The 18,432-nt window shown below is 62.7% G+C and carries 15 protein-coding genes; all 15 read left to right on the top strand.

Features of this window, described 5'->3' with window-relative positions; translation table 11 throughout:
• The first annotated feature begins 110 nt into the window (after window positions 1-110).
• The 15 genes from NLY43_RS30365 (at window position 111) to NLY43_RS30435 (ending at window position 18,423) form a co-directional block, all read left to right on the top strand.
• Window positions 111-2,600 (top strand): mechanosensitive ion channel family protein, encoded by a 2,490-nt coding sequence (locus tag NLY43_RS30365; RefSeq protein WP_023710788.1) that lies wholly within the window; start codon window positions 111-113, stop codon window positions 2,598-2,600.
• A gap of 145 nt (window positions 2,601-2,745) precedes the next feature.
• Window positions 2,746-3,009, top strand: a complete 264-nt coding sequence (locus NLY43_RS30370; RefSeq protein ID WP_023670370.1) for a hypothetical protein — start codon at window positions 2,746-2,748, stop codon at window positions 3,007-3,009.
• Between the two features lie 206 nt (window positions 3,010-3,215).
• On the top strand, window positions 3,216-4,649 hold the full coding sequence (locus NLY43_RS30375; protein WP_023710787.1) for a UbiA family prenyltransferase: 1,434 nt from the start codon (window positions 3,216-3,218) through the stop codon (window positions 4,647-4,649).
• A gap of 3 nt (window positions 4,650-4,652) precedes the next feature.
• Window positions 4,653-6,005 carry an FAD-binding oxidoreductase gene (locus NLY43_RS30380; RefSeq protein WP_023710786.1) on the top strand — a complete coding sequence of 451 codons (1,353 nt, stop codon included), beginning with the start codon at window positions 4,653-4,655 and terminating at the stop codon, window positions 6,003-6,005.
• Window positions 6,006-6,129: 124 nt separating this feature from the next.
• Window positions 6,130-6,573, top strand: a complete 444-nt coding sequence (locus NLY43_RS30385) for an EamA family transporter (protein WP_023710785.1) — start codon at window positions 6,130-6,132, stop codon at window positions 6,571-6,573.
• Complete coding sequence (locus NLY43_RS30390) at window positions 6,570-7,577, top strand: NAD-dependent epimerase/dehydratase family protein (protein ID WP_023710784.1); 1,008 nt, start codon at window positions 6,570-6,572, stop codon at window positions 7,575-7,577. The genes NLY43_RS30385 and NLY43_RS30390 overlap by 4 nt, the downstream gene beginning before the upstream one ends.
• A gap of 67 nt (window positions 7,578-7,644) precedes the next feature.
• Window positions 7,645-9,075 (top strand): aspartate aminotransferase family protein, encoded by a 1,431-nt coding sequence (locus NLY43_RS30395; protein WP_245263968.1) that lies wholly within the window; start codon window positions 7,645-7,647, stop codon window positions 9,073-9,075.
• 33 nt (window positions 9,076-9,108) lie between these two features.
• Window positions 9,109-10,344 carry a DUF2029 domain-containing protein gene (locus NLY43_RS30400; protein ID WP_023710782.1) on the top strand — a complete coding sequence of 412 codons (1,236 nt, stop codon included), beginning with the start codon at window positions 9,109-9,111 and terminating at the stop codon, window positions 10,342-10,344.
• The gene (locus tag NLY43_RS30405; RefSeq protein ID WP_023710781.1) at window positions 10,341-11,096 is read left to right on the top strand and encodes an FkbM family methyltransferase; all 756 of its coding nucleotides are present in this window, start codon (window positions 10,341-10,343) and stop codon (window positions 11,094-11,096) included. Before NLY43_RS30400 ends, NLY43_RS30405 begins: the two co-directional genes overlap by 4 nt.
• 153 nt (window positions 11,097-11,249) lie before the next feature.
• Complete coding sequence (locus tag NLY43_RS30410) at window positions 11,250-13,811, top strand: GcvT family protein (protein WP_023710780.1); 2,562 nt, start codon at window positions 11,250-11,252, stop codon at window positions 13,809-13,811.
• 138 nt (window positions 13,812-13,949) lie between these two features.
• Complete coding sequence (locus NLY43_RS30415) at window positions 13,950-14,774, top strand: M50 family metallopeptidase (RefSeq protein ID WP_023710779.1); 825 nt, start codon at window positions 13,950-13,952, stop codon at window positions 14,772-14,774.
• A gap of 94 nt (window positions 14,775-14,868) precedes the next feature.
• On the top strand, window positions 14,869-15,714 hold the full coding sequence (locus NLY43_RS30420; protein ID WP_023691008.1) for a DUF1194 domain-containing protein: 846 nt from the start codon (window positions 14,869-14,871) through the stop codon (window positions 15,712-15,714).
• Between the two features lie 99 nt (window positions 15,715-15,813).
• Complete coding sequence (locus NLY43_RS30425; RefSeq protein WP_023688106.1) at window positions 15,814-16,764, top strand: ABC transporter substrate-binding protein; 951 nt, start codon at window positions 15,814-15,816, stop codon at window positions 16,762-16,764.
• Window positions 16,765-16,855: 91 nt separating this feature from the next.
• Window positions 16,856-17,629: an ABC transporter permease gene (locus NLY43_RS30430; protein ID WP_023688107.1), complete on the top strand. Its 774-nt coding sequence runs from the start codon at window positions 16,856-16,858 to the stop codon at window positions 17,627-17,629.
• Window positions 17,626-18,423 carry an ABC transporter ATP-binding protein gene (locus tag NLY43_RS30435; protein ID WP_023696446.1) on the top strand — a complete coding sequence of 266 codons (798 nt, stop codon included), beginning with the start codon at window positions 17,626-17,628 and terminating at the stop codon, window positions 18,421-18,423. The genes NLY43_RS30430 and NLY43_RS30435 overlap by 4 nt, the downstream gene beginning before the upstream one ends.
• Window positions 18,424-18,432 lie beyond the last annotated feature (9 nt).

The following is an 18,432-nucleotide window of genomic DNA, read 5'->3' on the forward strand; positions in this document are numbered from 1 at the left end:
GCAAGGCGCCCAACTGTCATGACTTCGCCACGACTTGCACCACGGGATGAGCGTCTCTATCAAGGACCGCTTTAGAGGCGGCCTTTGCCGCCCTTTGAGTCGCCACCATTATGTTTTTTCGCTTCTTTCGCCTGATCCTGGTCCTAGCGCTCGTTGCCTTGGCGCCGCATTCGTTCGGCGCCATGGCGCAGGGGCTGGGCCAGGCGCCTGCCGGGCTGGTCGCCGACCAGCAGAAAATCCTGCAGGGTTTGGCGACGAAGACCGACGCTCTGGAGAAGAAAGTCCAGGAGGACGGCGTCGACGACACCACCCTTGTCGAGATCCGCCTGCAGCTGGAAGAGCTGTCGCGCGCTGCGCTGAACAGCGCGCTGGCGTTTCGTTCGCGGCTGGGAGAGATCAATTCGAGGCTCGAGCAGCTTGGCGCACCGCCGGCTGCCGGACAGCCCCCTGAACCGGACATCGTGACCGGCGAGCGCCAGGCGCTGGCGTCGGAAAAGGCGGAGATCAACGCCGTCATCGCCGGCGCGCAGAACCTGTCGATCCGCATCAATGCGCTGATCGAGAAGATCGGCAACATGCGCAGCGAGCTGTTTCGCAGCGGGCTGACCAAGCGCTATGTGTTGTCCGATGCACTGAGCCCCCAGGTGTTTTCCGACGCAAGGGACGAATACGCCAACTTCTACAGGGCGGTGTCATCGTGGCTGAGCTTTGCCTTCAAGTTCAAGTTCCAGGCGATGCTCGCGGCGACCCTCATGGCGCTTGCTTTGGCGGTGGTGCTTCTGGTCGGTGGGCGCCGCCTGTTTGGGCGCATCTTCGAGCCCGACGCGTCGGTTGAAGATCCGACATATCTCAGTCGCCTGTCGGTGGCGTTCTGGTCGACTTTGCTGCCGACGCTGGCGGTCAGCGCCTTCCTCGCCTCGACGGTGTTCCTGTACAACTACTACAATGTGCTGCGCGGCGACATAGGCGTTTTCCTCAACGCGCTGGCAGCCGTCATCGCCATAGTGTTCTGTGTCAACCGCCTGACCAATGCGGCGCTGTCGCCCAGCATGCCGAACTGGCGCCTGATCCAGGTCGAGACCGGCCCGGCGCGTTGGCTGGTGCGACTGACAACGGCCATGGCAGTCGTCATCGGCATCAACAATTTCCTGTCGATCGTCAACGACAAGATGGGCTCGCCTCTGTCGCTGACGGTGGCCAGGAGTTTTGTCGCCACCGTCATCGTGGGCGTCATCCTGATCCTGATGGCGCTGCTGAAGCCTTACAAGGACGCCGACGGGCGCTGGCGCCCCTGGCCGGCCTGGCTGCGCTACACCTGTGTCGCGCTCGGCCTGTTCACGATTGCGGCGGCGCTGTTCGGCTATATCGGTCTTGCCATCTTCGTCTCGTTGCAGGTCGTGGTCACCGGCACCATCCTGCTCACCGCCTATATCGGCTTCCTGTCGGCGCGCGAGATCGGCGAGGAGGGTGGTTTCGCCGGCACGTCCATCGGGCGCTGGCTGAAGACCAATTCCAGCTATGAGGACACCGCGCTCGACCAACTCGGCCTCGTCGTCAGCGTCGCCATCAACCTGATGATCGTGCTGGTGTTCCTGCCGCTGATCCTGTTGATGTGGGGCTTCCAGCCCGGCGATATCCAGGCCTGGGGCTATAAATTGGCGACAGGCGTCACCGTCGGTTCGGTGACGATTTCGGTCACCGGCATCCTCACCGGCATCGTCGTCTTCATCATCGGCTATTTCCTGACCCGCTGGTTCCAGGGCTGGCTCGACGGCTCGGTAATGGCGCGCGGCAAGGTCGATACCGGCGTGCGCAACTCGATCCGGCTGGCGGTCGGCTATGCCGGCGTCGCGCTCGCTGGGCTCGTCGGCATCTCGGCGGCGGGCATCGATCTCTCCAACCTGGCGCTTGTTGCCGGCGCACTTTCGCTGGGTATCGGCTTTGGCCTGCAGAATGTCGTGTCCAACTTCGTGTCCGGCCTGATCCTGCTCGCCGAGCGGCCGTTCAAGGTCGGCGACTGGATCGTCGCCGGCGACACATCAGGCACGGTCAAGAAGATCAGCGTGCGCGCCACCGAAATCGAGACCTTCCAGCGGCAATCGGTGATCCTGCCCAATTCGAATCTCATCAACAACGCCGTCGGCAACTGGACGCACCGCAACAAGCTCGGACGTGTGGAGATCAAGGTCGGGGTCGCCTATGGCAGCGACGTCAAGCGGGTACACGCGGTTCTGCTGGAGATTGCGCGCGGCCATGCGCTGGTGCTGAAGAACCCGGAACCCTTCGTGCTGTTCACCAATTTCGGGCCGGCAGCACTCGAGTTCGAGATCCGCGTGTTCCTGGCCGATGTGCTGAACGGCGCGATTGTTCAGAACGATATCCGCTTTGCCGTTCTCGATGCTTTTGACGCCGAGCACATAGAAATCCCCTCGACGCCGCGCGCCGAGGTCAAGGTCAAGCAGACCGACGCATGGCCGATCGACGACGACAAGATCGAAGTCGAGTTCGCCGAGAAGGAGCAGGCGGAGGCCAGAGCCGCCACCGAGGCGAAGCGGCTGGCCAAAACTGGTCGCAAGGCCCGCAAACCCGATCCCAGCTAAGGCCCCAAGCTCCTCCCAAACCAATTGCGGCATGAATGCGGCATTCAGTTGCGGTTCAGCTTGCATCTCATATAAGCTCACATGCAAGGGCGAGAATGCCTTGCGAAATGCAACAGAGGCGGTGTGGAAACACCGATATTGCAAAATGTGGAAGTCGCTCGTCGTCGCCATCGCTCTTACCGCAGCGAGTGGCTCGGCCTTTGCCGCCAGCGCGGTCAACAAGGATGCTGAGACCCGTACGCTGATCGTGACGGAAGGCGGCGGCAAGACGGAGTTGGCGCTGGCCGCTGGCGAAACCGTGGAATTCTGCCCGAACGGCTGTTTTGTCACCTTGCCCAATGGTGACCTCGAGGCCCTGACCGGCTCGGAAACGGTCGAAATCTCGGGTGGCGTTGCCCGCATCAAGTAAGTCGGCAGGCAAATGTAGTAGAGGCCGGGCAATGCCCGGCCTTTTCTCGTCTACGGCAACGGTTGCTTAACGATGACGAGGGAAATACCCCGGCGCATATCCGTTGCAACCAGACGTTTTAACGTTCGTTGCGCCGTTGCTCGCTATGCCGGATACCAAGACGCCGAAACGTGGCGCGACGGGTTTTTGAGCTGGGCAGGAAAGATATGGATGCGCGGTCGGACAAGAACGCAATCCCGCTTGCGGTCGACCTCGACGGCACGCTGATTGCGACCGATCTTCTTTGGGAAGGCCTGTTCATCCTGCTTAAGAAGAATCCGCTCTATGTTTTCCTGGTTCCATTCTGGCTGGCCGCCGGCCCGGCGCGGCTGAAACAAGCGATTGCTGACCGCATCGACATCGATCCGGCCTCGCTGCCCTATCGCGAAGCGCTGCTGCAGCGGCTGCGCGCCGACCATCGCGACGGACGCAAGATCGTGCTGGCGACCGGTACGCCACGCAAGTTCGCCGAGACAATCGCCGCGCATCTGGGCGTCTTCGACTATGTGCTGGCGACCGACGGTCCCCACAACATGACCTCGGGCCGCAAGCGCGACGCGCTCATCGCCGCCTATGGCGACGGCGGTTTCGACTATGCCGGCAACAGCCGGCACGACCTCAAGGTTTTCGGAGCCGCACGCAACGCCATCGTCGTGGCGCCCGACCGCCATGCGAGGCGCTGGCAGGCCGCGCATAGCGCCGAAAGGATGCCGGCGCCGAAAAGGACATTGAAGACATTCGTCAAGATGCTGCGAGTGCACCAGTGGCTGAAGAATTCGCTGATAGCGGTGCCGATGGTGCTGTCGCATGAATACTTCAACATCAACATGATCTGGCAATGCCTGCTGGCGTTCGTCGCCTTCAGCGCCGTGGCTTCCGCCATCTACATCCTCAACGATTTCTTCGACCTTGCGCTTGACCGCAAGCACCCGACCAAACGCAACCGGCCTTTCGCCAGCGGCGCTTTGTCGATCCCGTTCGGTCTCGGCGCGATGGCGGTGCTGCTGGCGATCGGCATTGCCGCCGGGCTTCTGTTGCCGACCGAGTTCCTGGGCGTGCTCGCCGGCTATCTGGTGGTGACCACAGCCTATTCGCTGTCGTTCAAGCGCATGCTCCTGGCCGACGTACTGACGCTGGCGGGGCTCTACACAGTGCGTGTGCTGGCAGGTGCTGCGGCGACCGGGGTCGAAGTCTCGTTCTGGCTGCTCGCCTTTTCGATTTTCTTCTTCCTGTCGCTGGCGCTGGTGAAGCGCTATGTCGAACTGCGCACCACAGCCATTCCGGTGGGCGAGCGCATTGCCGGTCGCGGCTACCGCATCGAAGACCAGGAGATCGTCGCCCAGGCAGGAATGGCGTCGGCCTTCTCCTCGGCGCTGGTGCTGGCGCTCTACATGGACAGCGTCGCGGTACGCGAACTCTATCCGCATCCCTGGCTGGTCTGGCCGCTGGCGCCGATCGTGCTGTATTTGACCATGCGGGTCTGGATCCTGGCGCGCCGCAACGAGATGAATGACGATCCGGTCATCTTCATCATTCGCGACTGGCGAAGCCAGATCGTCGTGGTGATCGGCGCCGCCCTTCTGGTCGCGGGAGGCTGGTAGGGCATGGCCGGCGAACGGTACCGGAGTTTTGGCCTCGCCACGCCGGCCGCAAAGCGAGCCATCGCGGCCGACGATGCCATCGCGCTGATGCGAAGCGGCAAGGCGACAAAGAACGCTCTGCTCGCCTATGGCAATGGCCGCTCCTACGGTGATTCCTGCCAGAACGAGCCAGGTGCGGTCGTGGACATGCGGCCGCTGAACCGCATCGGCGCCTTCAATGCCGAAACCGGCCTGCTCGAGGCGCAGGCCGGCGTGTTCCTCTCCGATATCATTGCGCACACCGCACCTTACGGCTTCTTTCCGACGGTGGTCCCAGGCACCCAGTTCGTCACCCTTGGCGGCGCGATCGCCAATGACGTCCATGGCAAGAACCATCACCGGCGCGGCACTTTCGGCTGCCATGTCGAGTCTCTCACCCTGCTGCGCTCGGACGGGCGGACCTACACCTGCTCGGCAACCGACAATGCAAGGCTGTTTGCGGCGACGATCGGCGGCATGGGGCTGACCGGCCTGATCCTGTCGGCCTCGATCCGGCTGATGCGGGTGCATTCGCTCGATATCGCCGAGAAGGTAACGCGGTTTGCCGATCTTAGCGAATTCTTCGAACTGGCCGAGGCCGCCGACCAGGCGAATGAATATGCCGTCGCCTGGATCGACCAGCTTGCCGGCGGCCATGGCCGCGGGCGCGGCCTGTTGTTGACAGGCAATCATGCCGAGTACGGCTCGCACGCGGCGTCTCGCGCCGGCTCCCGTTTTTCAGTGCCGTTCCAGCCGCCGTTCAATGTGCTCAACCGGCCGTTTCTCACCGCCTTCAACGCCGCCTATCGGTGGAAGAAGGGGCGCTCGCCGGGGCCGAGCCAAACCGGCTACCAGGGCTTTTTCTTTCCGCTTGATGGTCTCGGCGACTGGAACCGGCTGTATGGCCCGAAAGGTCTCTACCAGCACCAGAGCTTGGTGCCGGAAAATGTCGCGCGTCAGACCGTGCCGGCGCTGCTCGAGGCGGCGCGACGGGCCGGGCAGGGCTCTTTCCTCACCGTGTTGAAGCGCTTCGGCTCGATCCGCTCGCCGGGGCTGCTGTCCTTTCCGCGGCCAGGCTTCACGTTGACACTGGATTTCCCCAATCGCGGCGACAGGACGCTGGCCCTGCTCAGCGAACTCGACCGCATCACGGTCGCGGCCGGCGGCGCGGTCAACCCGTACAAGGATGCGCGCATGGGCGCTGATACTTTCGCGGCCTCCTTCCCGAATTGGCAGCGGCTTGAAGCGCTGCGCGACCCGGCGTTCGTGTCCAGTTTCTGGCTGCGGACGGCGAAAAAGCTCAACGTCCGGCCAGGGCGTGTCGAGGCAGCTGAATAGGTACAATCCGAATAAGTCATGGTGAATAGATCGTAAGTTCCGTGGTTTACTCAAAGCATTGTCGTGACTTCATGAAATGTTTGCAGGTTCGTAATAGGACCGTTGCGAGTGGCGGGTGCAAAATATGAAATACATCGTCTTCATTCTGTTCACGGTCATGACCAATGCCGCCGCGCAGCTGATGCTGAAGCAAGGCATGATGTCGCTCGGTCCCATTTCGTTCGAGGGCACCAATCCGCTGTTGAAGCTGTTGCAGGTCGTTTTCAGCCCATGGGTGTTTCTCGGCCTGTGCACCTTCGTCATCTCGATGGCTTCGCATCTCTATGTGCTGTCCAAGGTCGAGCTCAGCTTTGCGTATCCGTTCCTCAGCCTTGCCTATGTCGCGGTTGCGATCTTCGCCTATTTCATCTTCCGCGAGGACCTCAATGCCTGGCGCATTGCCGGCATCGCCTTCATCTGCGTCGGCACCGTGCTGATCGCGCAAAGCGGTCGAGACTTGGGCGCGCGCGGGCATGACGACCAAACCGCTTCCATCATCCCCGACAAGACCAGCGAGATCGTTCGATGAGACATGTTATTTTCGGCGGCGACGGCTTCGTCGGCCGTCATCTTGCCCCGAAGCTTGTGGCCGATGGCGAAGAGGTTGTCGTTGCCGACGTCGTCAAGAGCGACCTGACGCACTATCGCAACGTTCGCTTCGTCACCTGCGATGTCACGGATACGGCCTCGGTGGCCAACATCGGATTGAAGGCCGACGACATGGTCTACAACCTGTCGGCCAAAATGCTGTCGCCGATCCAGGTGCGGGCCAAGCGTCACGACTTCTTCTTTCCGGTGAATTTCCACGGCACCGAACACATCATGCAGGCGATGGACAAGGCCGGCGCGTCCAAGCTCGTCCACTACACCACCGACATGATCTACGGCCACACGGTCACCCAGCCGATGACCGAGGAGCACCCGGTCGCGCCGCTCGGCGAATATGGCTGGTCGAAGCAGAAGACCGAGGAGCTCGCCGCTCAATGGCGCAAGCGCGGCATGTCGATCTCGCTGTTTCGCCCGCGTCTGATCATCGGTCCCGGCCGGCTCGGGATCCTGGAAAAGCTGTTCAAACTGATCGACTGGAATTTTCCTGTGCCGATGATCGGCTCGGGCAAGAACCCCTATCAGTTCATCTCGGTGTTCGATTGCGCGGAAGCTGCCCGCGCGGCCTGGAAGGCAGGCGTGCCCAACCAGGCCTATAATCTGGGCTCCCTCAATCCGCCGCCGGTGAAGAAATTGCTGGGCGACCTGATCAAGCATGCCGGCTCGAAGTCGCTGCTGATCCCGACGCCGGGCTGGGCGGTCAAGCGCACCCTCGACCTGCTCGATCTCATGAACATGCCGATCATGGATCCCGAACAATATCTGATCGCCGATGAGGAGTGCGTGCTCGACGTATCCAAGGCCGAGCGCCAGCTCGGCTGGGTGCCGCAATATCGCGACGAGGACATGCTGATCGCCGCCTACAGCGAATACCGCGCCAAGAAAGACGGGCTTGCCGTCACCGCCAATCATGTCCCCGCCGAATAAGTGGGACGACCAGGAGAACTCCGAAATGACCGTCATGGCCAAGCCTGAGCAGACGAACGCGCGCACCATGGTCGGCGCGCCGGCGTTGTCGCCTACCGCCATCGCCAAGCCCGACCTGATCAGCGTCGAGCAGGCGAAGGCGATGGATGTCGCGCGCATGACCGACCTGTTCAAGGCGCATCTCAATCCGGGCCAGCTGCATTTCATGAAGTTGCTCGGCTTCCACAAGATCAAGATCGAGCGTGCCGAAGGCATGTTCTACATCGACCAGAACGGCCGCAAGATTCTCGACTTCTTCGGCGGCTTCGGTTCGCTGGCCTTCGGCCACAACCATCCGCGCATCCTGGAGGCCCGGCGCAAATTCCAGGAGGAGAAGCGCCAGGAAATCGCCATCGCCTTCATGTCGCAATATGCATCGGCCCTTGCGCACAACATCGCCAAATGCTCGCCCGGCGATCTCGACATGGTGTTTCTGGGCTCGTCGGGTTCGGAAGCGATGGAAGCGGCGGTGAAGCTCGCCGAGCGCGCCGCCGGGCCGAAGAGGCCAAAAATCGTCTATGCCGAGAATTCCTTCCACGGCAAGACCAAGGGCGTGCTCGGCATTACCGATGGCCAGCTCTACCGCGCGGACTTCAAGATGGCTGAGAACACCGTTCGCATTCCGTTCGCCGATATCGAAGCGGTCGAGCGGCTGTTCCGCTCCGACCCGGAGGTCGGCGTCATAGTGCTTGAGACAATCCAGGGCGGCGGCGGCATCATCCAGGCAGAGGCCGAATACTGGCAGAAATTGCGCGTGCTCTGCGACCAGTATGGCGTGCTGTGGGTGGCGGACGAAGTGCAGTGCGGCTATGGCCGTTCGGGACGCTTCTATGCCTTCGAGCATTATGGCGTCGTGCCCGATGTGACGGCGCTCGCGAAATCGCTCGGCGCCGGCAAGGCGGCGGTCGGCGCGATGATCGCCCGGCGCGAGGTCTATATGAAGGCCTATGGCACGCCGAAGACGGCGATGATCCATGCCATGGCCACCTTTGGCGGCATGGGCGAGGCCTGCGTCACCGCGATCGAGGGCATCAACGTGCTCTATGATGAGGGGCTGATCGACAACGCCGCCACTACCGGCGACTATCTGCTTCAGCGCCTGCAGGCGCTGAAGCAGAAGTACCCGAAGATCATCAAGGATGTGCGCGGCAAAGGCTTTATGGTCGGGCTCGAGTTCCACGACTTCTCGCAGACCTTGCCGATGGTGCTGCGTCCGATCGTCAGCGTCCTCGACGACAAGCTGAAGGGCTCGCTGTCGGGCTTCGTCGGCGCACTGTTGCTGCGCGACTATGACGTGCTCGTCGCCTTCACCGAATACAACCGCAACGTCATCCGTCTCGAGCCGCCGCTGATCTGCCAGCGCGAGCATGTCGACCATTTCGTCGATGCCTTCGATAGCCTGCTGTCGCGCGGCATCGTGGGGATCGTGAAGGATTTCGTCAAAAGCCAAGTCCGTTAAAGAAGTCCGTTGAGCGAAGTCCCGAGTCCGACAATGCTGAGCAAGTCTCCCGCCCCGCAAAACACACTCGACCGGCTGACCGCGGCCGCTCTCGCGCGGGGCGAGGGGACTTATGCGCGATGGGCGGCTCCGGTCGGCGCGATCGCGTTTTCGCTCTATATCCTGCTGACGGCGTTCATGGCCTGGACGATACCCGACGCCAATTGGGACATGCTGCCTTATCTCGCAATCGCCGAGGAGGGCGCTTACCCAGATGCGCAGGCGTTGCATGACTATGCCTACAGGACGGTCCAGGCCGGCGTGTCGGCCGCCGACTACAAGACGCTGACCGACGATGGCGGCGGCTTCCGCAGCCATATGGCGCAAAATGCCGCCGACTTTCACTCGCTGCTTGGCATGTACCGGATCAAGTTTCTCTATGCCGAGATGCTGTCGACGATGAGTTCGGTGATGTCGCCGGTCGAGGCGATGCGGGTGCTGCAGGTGGTCTCGGTGCTGCTGTTCGGGATGATCACGCTGCTGTGGCTGCGAACCGAAGGCGCGCTGGCGCTGGCGCCTGTGGTCGGCGCGGTGCTGATCATGGCCCATTTCGGCGATGCCGCATGCGCCTCGACCCCGGATCTGTTGTGCTCGGCGCTGTTCCTCGGCGGGCTGCTTGCCTATGTGCGCGGCCGCGAGGCAGCGACCGCTGTCCTGCTTTTCCTAGCCTTCATGGCGCGGCCGGACAACATCGTGTTCCTGGCCATTTTCGCCGTGCTGCTGCTGGTCTTCCGGCAGCGGGCGTGGGGCGCGCTGGCCGGCTTTGCCGCGTCCTTCGTCGCCTATTTCGCGATTTCGCACTGGGCCCAGCATCCCGGCTGGTGGCCGCATCTGTGGTTCTCCAGCATCGAGCAGCACTACAATATGGATGGCTTCGAGCCGCCGTTCTCGGTTGGCGCCTATCTCAAGGCGTTTGCCGCATCCTTCATTCGCGCCATCAGCATCAACAGCTGGGTCGGGGTCTCGGTTCTGGCGCTGGCCGCGTGGTTTGCGCTCGGCCGCGCCGGCTTCCGGCTCGATCGTCGCGCCGGCATCCTGCTTGCAGCACTGGTGCTTGGCGTGCTGGCGAAATTCACCGTCTTTCCGATCCACGACACCCGCATCTACTTCCCGAACCTTCTGCCGCCCTACCTTTTGCTTGTCGGCCCGGTCATGGCGCTGTGGGCGTCGGCAAGCCTGAATGGAAGGCGGCCCATCGCCTTGCAGGCCATACCTGGAGATAAGCCATGAGTTCCATTTCCGGCCTGGCGCGCATCGCCCTTTCACTCGGCCTGCCTGCCGGTCTGCTCGATCGCGGGCCGGCGTTGCGTGGCACGAAATTCCTGGCCAAGGCGGCGCTGAAGGCGCGGTTTGGCGGTGGGCAAGCCTTCCAGATGGTCAATGTCGGCGCTTGCGACGGTGCGCTGTTCGACGACGTCACGCCGTGGCTGCACAGCATTCCGCGGGCGCGGGCCGTGCTGGTCGAGCCGATCCCGTACAATCAGAAGCGGTTGCGCGCCAACTATCCCGACACGGAACGCTTCGTCATCGAACCGGTCGCGGTGACGAAGACCAAAGGCACGATCACCGTCCACACTTTCGATGCCGCGGCACTCGAGGCCGGCACGCTGCCGATCGAGTTCATCGGCTGCTCGTCGGTCACCGACACCAATCTGATGTCGGGCAAGAATGCCTGGGGCGGGGACGACGCCAATTTCAACAAGTTCGCGCCGCACGTGAGGGATATCGAGGTGCCGTCGGAAACGCTGCAGACGCTGCTCGACCGCAACGGCATCACGCATATCGACGCCTTCCTGGTCGATTGCGAGGGCGCCGACTGGATCGTCTTCGAACAGCTCGATCTCAAGCGCTATCGTCCGGGCATGATCAAGGTCGAGGTCGGCGCGCTGCCAGCCGCCGAAATCGGCCAGGTCGTGGTCAAGCTGAAGACATCAGGCTATCAGGTCGGCTTCCAGGCCGAGGACATCTGGGCCTTCGCCTGAGATAGATCGCCACTTGCGGCACGCCGGCGCGCCGGGTCGCGTCGCATCCGCGACGTGTCGCAAACAGGCGGTAGCTCCATCCACGTCCTCTGCATATTGTGCGCCATTCGAACGGGCGCGGACACGCCTGCTTTATCCCTTGGAGTCGCGGCAATGGCAGAGTTTCCGAAACAGGCGAAGGTCGTCATCGTCGGCCTGGGTGGCATTGTCGGCGCATCGATCGCCCATCATCTGATCGAACGCGGCTGGACCGACATTGTCGGCATCGACAAATCGGGCATTCCGACCGACATCGGCTCGACCGCGCACGCCTCGGACTTCTGCTACACCACCAGCCATGATTTCCTGTCCTGCTGGACGACGCTCTACTCCATCGATTTCTACGAGAAGATGGGCCACTACGCCCGCATTGGCGGCCTCGAAGTGGCGCGCGTCGGCGACGACAGCCGCATGGACGAGATCAAGCGCAAGATCGCCTCGGCCAAATCCTTCGGCACCCGCGCCCGGCTGATCGAACCGGCCGAGATCAAGGAAAAATTCCCGCTGATCGAAGAGTCTATGGTGCAGGGCGGCCTGTGGGATCCGGACGCCGGCTTGGTCATCCCGCGCTCGCAGACCGTCGCCGGCAAGCTGGTCGACCAGGCGGAAGCGTCGGGCAAGTTGAAGTCGTTCGCCAACACGCCGGCCAAATCCCTCATTGTCGAGGAAGGCCGCATCAAGGGCGTGGTCACCGACCGCGGCACGATCATGGCCGACTATGTCATCGTCTGCGCCGGCATCTGGGGCCGGCTGATCGCCGAAATGGTCGGCGAAGACCTGCCGGTGATGCCGATCGACCATCCGCTGACCTTCTTCGGGCCTTACAATGAGTTTGCCGGTACCGGCAAGGAGATCGGCTGGCCGCTGCTGCGCGACCAAGGCAATTCGGCCTATATGCGCGACACCGGCGACCCCAGGACCGCCGAGGGCGGGCAGATCGAATGGGGTTATTACGAAGAGACCAATCCGCGCCTCTGCCATCCGCGCGATTTGCTGGAAAAAGATCAGGCGCGGCTGTCGCCGTCGCAGCGCGATCTCGACATGGAGCAGATCCTGGCGCCGCTGGAGCGCGCCATGGAACTGACGCCGATCCTGGGCGAACTCGGCTACAACGAAAGCCATTCCTTCAACGGCCTGTTGCAGGTGACCGCCGATGGCGGCCCGTCCATGGGCGAGAGCCAGAAGGTGAGGGGCCTCTGGTACGCCGTCGCCATCTGGGTCAAGGACGGCCCCGGCATGGGCAAGCTGATCGCCGACTGGATGACGGACGGCCGCACGGAAATCGACCATCACGCCATCGACTATGCGCGCTTCTATCCGCACCAGACGAAAGAGCAGTTCATCTGGGATCGCTGCACCGAGACGGCGATGAAGGTCTACAATCCAGCGGTGCATCCGCGCGAGCCGTTCTCCAAAGGTCGCAACATCCGCCGCTCGCCGTTCTGGGAGCGCGAGAAGGAGCTTGGCGGTTACTTCATGGAGCTGGGCGGTTGGGAGCGCGCGCATGGCTATGCCGCCAACGAGCATCTGCTGGAGAAGTATGGCAACCGGGTTCCCATACGTGAGAACGAATGGGACAACCGCCATTTCTGGCGGGTGTCCAATGCCGAGCACCTGGCGATGAGCGAGGATTGCGGCATCGTCAACCTCTCGCATTTCTCGATGTACGACATCGAAGGGCCGGACCATGTCGCGCTGCTGGAGTGGCTGTGCGCGGCCAAGATTGGTGGCGACAACAACATCGGCAAGGGTATCTACACCCACTTCCTCGACGAGGAAGGCATGGTGCGCGCCGACTTCACCGTCATCCGCATGGCCGACCGCTGCCGGCTGATCGACGGCGCCGACGCCGGTCCGCGCGACTTCCGCTACATGCAGCGCACCGCGCAGGACAAAGGCTTTGACGTCACCATCACCGACGTGACGGAAAAATATGTCACCATCGGCATCTGGGGACCGAACGCGCGGGCGACGCTGCAGAAAGTGGTCGAAAATCCGGATGGTCTCTCGCTCGAGAACTTCCCCTTCGCGGCGATCAAGCCGGTCAGGATCGGCGGCAAGGACGTCACCGCCTTCCGCATCTCTTATGTCGGCGAGCAGGGCTGGGAACTGCACATGCGCTACGAGGACGGCCTGGCCGTTTGGGACGCGCTGCGCTCGACCGGCGTCATGCCGTTCGGCGTCGAGACCTATGCCAACACGCGGCGCATGGAAAAGAGCCTGCGCCTGCAGAACGCCGACCTTCTGACCGAGTACAATCTGCTTGAGGCCGACCTTGCCCGACCGAAGGTCAAGGAGAACGATTTCTGCGGCAAGGCCAAACATGTCGAATACCGCGCCCGCGAGCACCAGCCGGCGATCCTGTGCACGCTGGTGATGACCGAGAACGTCGATGCGAAAGGCGTTGCCCGCTATCCCGTCGGCACCATGCCGGTGATGGATCCGAAGACCGGCGAAACCCTTGTCGACGAACTCGGCCGCCGCTCCTTCACCACGTCGATGGCCTATGGCCCGACCATCGGCAAGAACATCGGCCTCGCCTATCTGCCCTGGGCCCATGCCCAGGAGGGCCGCAAGTTTGCCATCGAATATTTCGGCGAGACCTACCCGGTCGAGGTGGCTGCCGTCGGCTACAAGCCGCTCTACGATCCAGAGAATTTGAAGCCGAGGAGTTGAGCGCCGTCGATTTCTCGGCAGCACCGCTCAGATTGGTGTGACGCAAAACGAACAGATGAAAGCCCGGCTCCTTGCCGGGCTTTTCTCTTTGTAAGCTGGCAATTCTCGCCTACCGTCGCTTCGGGCGGAGTGAAGCACTTGCGGCGATTTGGCTGGGACAGGAAGAGCGATGCGCTGGTGTTCAGCGTGAATGGGAACATCCCCGTTCTCGTCAGCTGGACCTTTGCCATCCCGGTTGTCCTGCCCTTTCTGCACGAGTGGTCGACGCGTCCCAAAACCGCGCTGATCCACACATCGATCTTTGCCGCACTGTTTTTCGTATCGGTGTTCCTGCACGAACTGGCGCACACATGGGTTGCCCACCGGCAAGGGATCGGCACCAACAGGATTGAGCTTTATCTGTTTGGCGGGGTTGCCTACTTCAAGCGCGGCGCCACGTCGTCCTATGGTTGGGCGTGGATTGCGTTTGCCGGACCCCTGACCAACATCCTGTTGGCGGCGTTTTTCGCTGCTTCCTATTATCTGATCGCCAAACCTTTGGCGCCTGTCGAATCGGACAGCTTGTTCAGTGCGCCGCCTCCAATGCCGATGACTTATCTTGCGTGGACGCTATGGATCGGCGCCATGTTGAATGGGGTACTCGCCGTCCTCAACATTCTACCGGCATACCCTCTGGATGGTGGGGTGATCGCGCGGCATCTGCTTGCGCGGCGCTTCGGCGAGGGGCGGGCGGCGCGTATCGTCGGGTTCTGCGGTGTCGTGCTGTCGGTATTGCGTTTCGCCGTGATCCTGCCCGCCGCGATAGCAGGCATCCTGTTGTGGCTGCCGCCATCATTCAAGCCGAACTGGAGGGCGCTTCGTGGCACCGGCAGAAAGAAGTCCCGTCCAAACCCGGAAGCGGCGAAGGCCGGAGCCGACGACGTGGAATGGCGCGGCAAAGGTGGGCGACCCATCAACAAATGAGGCCGAACCGCGCCGCCGTTTCGGGGTTAGATGTAGAAGCCCTCAGTCCCGGCTTTTTGCTTTGTCAGCAGCCGGTTTTCGCTTACCTTCGGGTATGTCTGCTTTTTCTTGCGCACGACATTTCCTTTCAGGCAGCGCCGCGCTGGCGCTGGGGCTCTGGCTGGTGCCGCCGGTTCAAGCCGCCGAGCCGGTCGACGTCGAGCTGGTGCTGGCCGTCGACGTGTCGCTGTCGATGTCGCCGGGCGAACTTGAAATCCAGCGTCACGGCTATGCTGCTGCGCTGACGCACGACAATGTTCTGCAGGCCATCGCCGACGGCGCCTATGGCAAGGTCGCCGTCACCTATGTCGAATGGGCCGGAGCGACCACGCAGCAGGTCGTCGTGCCGTGGACGGTGATCGCCAGCCGGGCCGATGCCGAGCGGGTGGCCGCGCAGCTTTCCGCCCATCCGCCGGCCAGCGCCCGGCGCACCTCGATTTCCGGCGCGCTGGAATTCGGCAGCGATCTGTTCGCCGAAAGCGGTTTTCAGGGGACAAAGCGCGTCATCGATATTTCCGGCGACGGGCCCAACAACCAGGGCGCGCCCGTCGACATCACCCGCGACGCGGTGGTCAAGCAAGGCATCATCATCAACGGCCTGCCGCTGATGACGCGCGGCGGGTTCGGCGGCGCCTATGACGTCAACAATCTCGACCGCTACTACAGCGACTGCGTCATCGGCGGTCCCGGATCCTTCATGATCCCGGTCAATGACTGGACGCAGTTTCCCGAAGCCATCCGCCGCAAGCTGGTGCTGGAGCTGGCCGGCGCCGCTTCGCCGCAACGGGCGCGCGAGGAGGCGGGGCATCCGCCGGTGGTGCTGGCGCAGGACCGGCCGACCGACTGCCAGGTCGGCGAAAAGATGTGGCGCGACCGCAGCTGGATGTTCGATGCCCGTTAGCGTTCGCATCATCACGCTGCCGTGAAGGGCCGGTTTCATTGACAAGCCCATGGGCGTCTGTGACACAATTCGGCATCCGAAAAAACAAGGGGAACCGACATGAACAAGACCATCGTCGCTGCCGCGGTATTGGCGCTTGCGGCTGCAATATCCGTGCCGGCCGAGGCTGCCACATCGGTCACCATCGGCATCAGCGGATGGACCGGCTTTGCGCCGCTGACGCTCGCCAAGCAGGCCGGCATCTTCGAGAAGCATGGCCTCGACGTGACCCTGAAGAAGGTGCCGCAGGCCAGCCGGCCGCTCGCCATCGCCAGCGGCGATCTGCAATGCGCCGCCACCACGGTCGAGACCTGGCTGGTGTGGAACGCCAGCGGCGTCACCACCAAGCAGATCTTCCAGCTCGACAAATCCTATGGCGCCGACGGCATTGTCGTGCGCAACGACATCAAGACCGTCGCCGACCTCAAGGGCAAGAATGTCGCGTCCTCGGCGCCGGGCACGTCGCCCTATTTCATGCTGGCCTGGGTGCTGAACAAGAACGGCCTGTCGACCAAGGATGTGACCGTCGTCAACCTGGAACCGGATGCGGCGGCGCAAGCCTTCCTCGCCGGCCAGAACGATGCGGCGGTCACCTATGAGCCGTTCATCTCGGCGGTGCGCGACAAGTCCGATCAGGGCCACATATTGGCGACCACGCTCGACTACCCGATGGTGCTCGACACGGTCGGCTGCACGCCTGAATTCCTCACCGCCAATCCCGACGCCGCCAAGGCGCTGGCCGACAGCTATTTCGAAGCGCTCGACCTGATCAAGAGCGATCCGCAGAGATCCTACGAGATCATGGGCGCCGACGTGAAGCAGTCTGCGAAAGAATTCGAGGATTCGGCGAAATACCTGAAATGGGCCGACAAGGCGGAGAACAAGCAGTTCTTCACCAAGGAATTCCAGGACTTTTCCAAGACCGCCGGCGAGCTTCTGCTGCAGATGGGGTTGATCAAGGAAGCGCCAGACGTTGCCACGCTGGCCGACACCAGCGCGGTGGCGAACTGACAGGCCTCGCCTTTGACCATTGTGCGGCGGCGCCTAGGGCCGCCGCTCTCTCCTGGACAAGTGATGATTTGACGATGCGGACGATCTGAAGATGCGCCCCTTGCATCCGGTGTCGCCGGGCATTCGAACCGTGCTTGGCATTTCCTTCTTCGTGCTGTTCGTCGCCTTCTGGGCGTGGATCACGCTTGGCGGCCACGTCAACCGCATCTTCCTCGCCGACCCGCTGTCGATGCTGCGGGATGGTTGGCGGCTGCTGGTCGAGGACCGCTTCTGGCTCGACATATTGATCACCATCTGGCGGGTCTTCGGCGGGTTCCTGCTGGCGTCGATCGTCGCCGTGCCGATCGGCATCGCCATGGGCGCCTGGAAACCAATAGAGGCGTTTCTGGAGCCGTTCGTCTCCTTCGCCCGCTACCTCCCGGCTTCGGCCTTCATTCCGCTGCTCATCCTGTGGGCCGGCATTGGCGAGCTGGAAAAGCTGCTGGTCATCTTCGTCGGCTCGGTGTTCCAGATCATCCTGATCGTCGCGGTCAAGGTGGGCTCGACGCGGCGCGACCTGGTCGAGGCGGCCTATACGCTGGGCTCGACCAACAGCGGTATCGTCAAACGGGTCATCATGCCGGCCAATGCGCCCGAGATTGCCGAGACGCTGCGGCTGGTGCTCGGCTGGGCTTGGACCTATGTCATCGTCGCCGAGCTGATCGGTTCGTCCTCAGGCATCGGCTACATGATCATCAACAGCCAGTCGCGGCTGGCGACAGGGCAGATCATCTTCGGCATCATCGTCATCGGGCTGATCGGACTGTTGTCCGACTTCGCCTTCAAGGCGTTCAATCGCTGGCTCTTTCCCTGGAGCCTGGCATGAGCAAGTTGCTTATCGAAGGCGTCTCGCGAACCTTCGCCGGCGTGCGCGGCGGGCAGCCGGTCAAGGCGCTGATGCCGGTCGACCTTGCGGTCGCGGCCAACGACTTCATCACCATTCTGGGGCCGTCCGGCTGCGGGAAGTCGACGCTGCTCAGGATCGTTGCCGGCCTGGAAGCGCCGAGCGAAGGCCGTGTGCTGCTCGACGGCAAGGCGGTGACGCGGCCGGGACCGGATCGCGGCATGGTGTTCCAGTCCTACACGCTGTTTCCGTGGCTAACGGTGGCGCAGAATATCGCCTTCGGCCTGCGCGAACGTGGCATGGCCGAAAAGGAGCGAGACGGGATCGTCGCTTCCTATGTCGACCTCGTCGGGCTCAAGGGCTTCGAGAACCATTGGCCAAAGCAGCTGTCCGGCGGCATGCAGCAGCGCACGGCGATCGCCCGGGCGCTGGCCAACGACCCCGAAATCCTGTTGCTGGACGAGCCGTTCGGTGCGCTCGACAACCAGACGCGCGGACTGATGCAGGAACTGCTGCTCGGCATCTGGGAGCGGCGCAAGAAGACAGTGCTGTTCGTCACCCACGACATCGAGGAGGCGATCTTCATGGCTTCGCGGGTGATCGTGATGAGCGCGCGGCCAGGCCGCATCAAGTCGGATGTCGCCATCGACCTGCCGCATCCGCGTCACTATACGCTGAAGACCAGCCGGGAGTTCTCGGCGCTCAAGGCGCGGCTGACCGAGGATATCCGCGTCGAGGCGATGCGCACAGTACAGGCGCAGCCCGCCGAAGCCTGAGTGCGTTTT

This window comes from Mesorhizobium sp. C416B, assembly GCF_030323165.1.
In the GTDB taxonomy this organism is placed as follows: Bacteria; Pseudomonadota; Alphaproteobacteria; order Rhizobiales; family Rhizobiaceae; genus Mesorhizobium.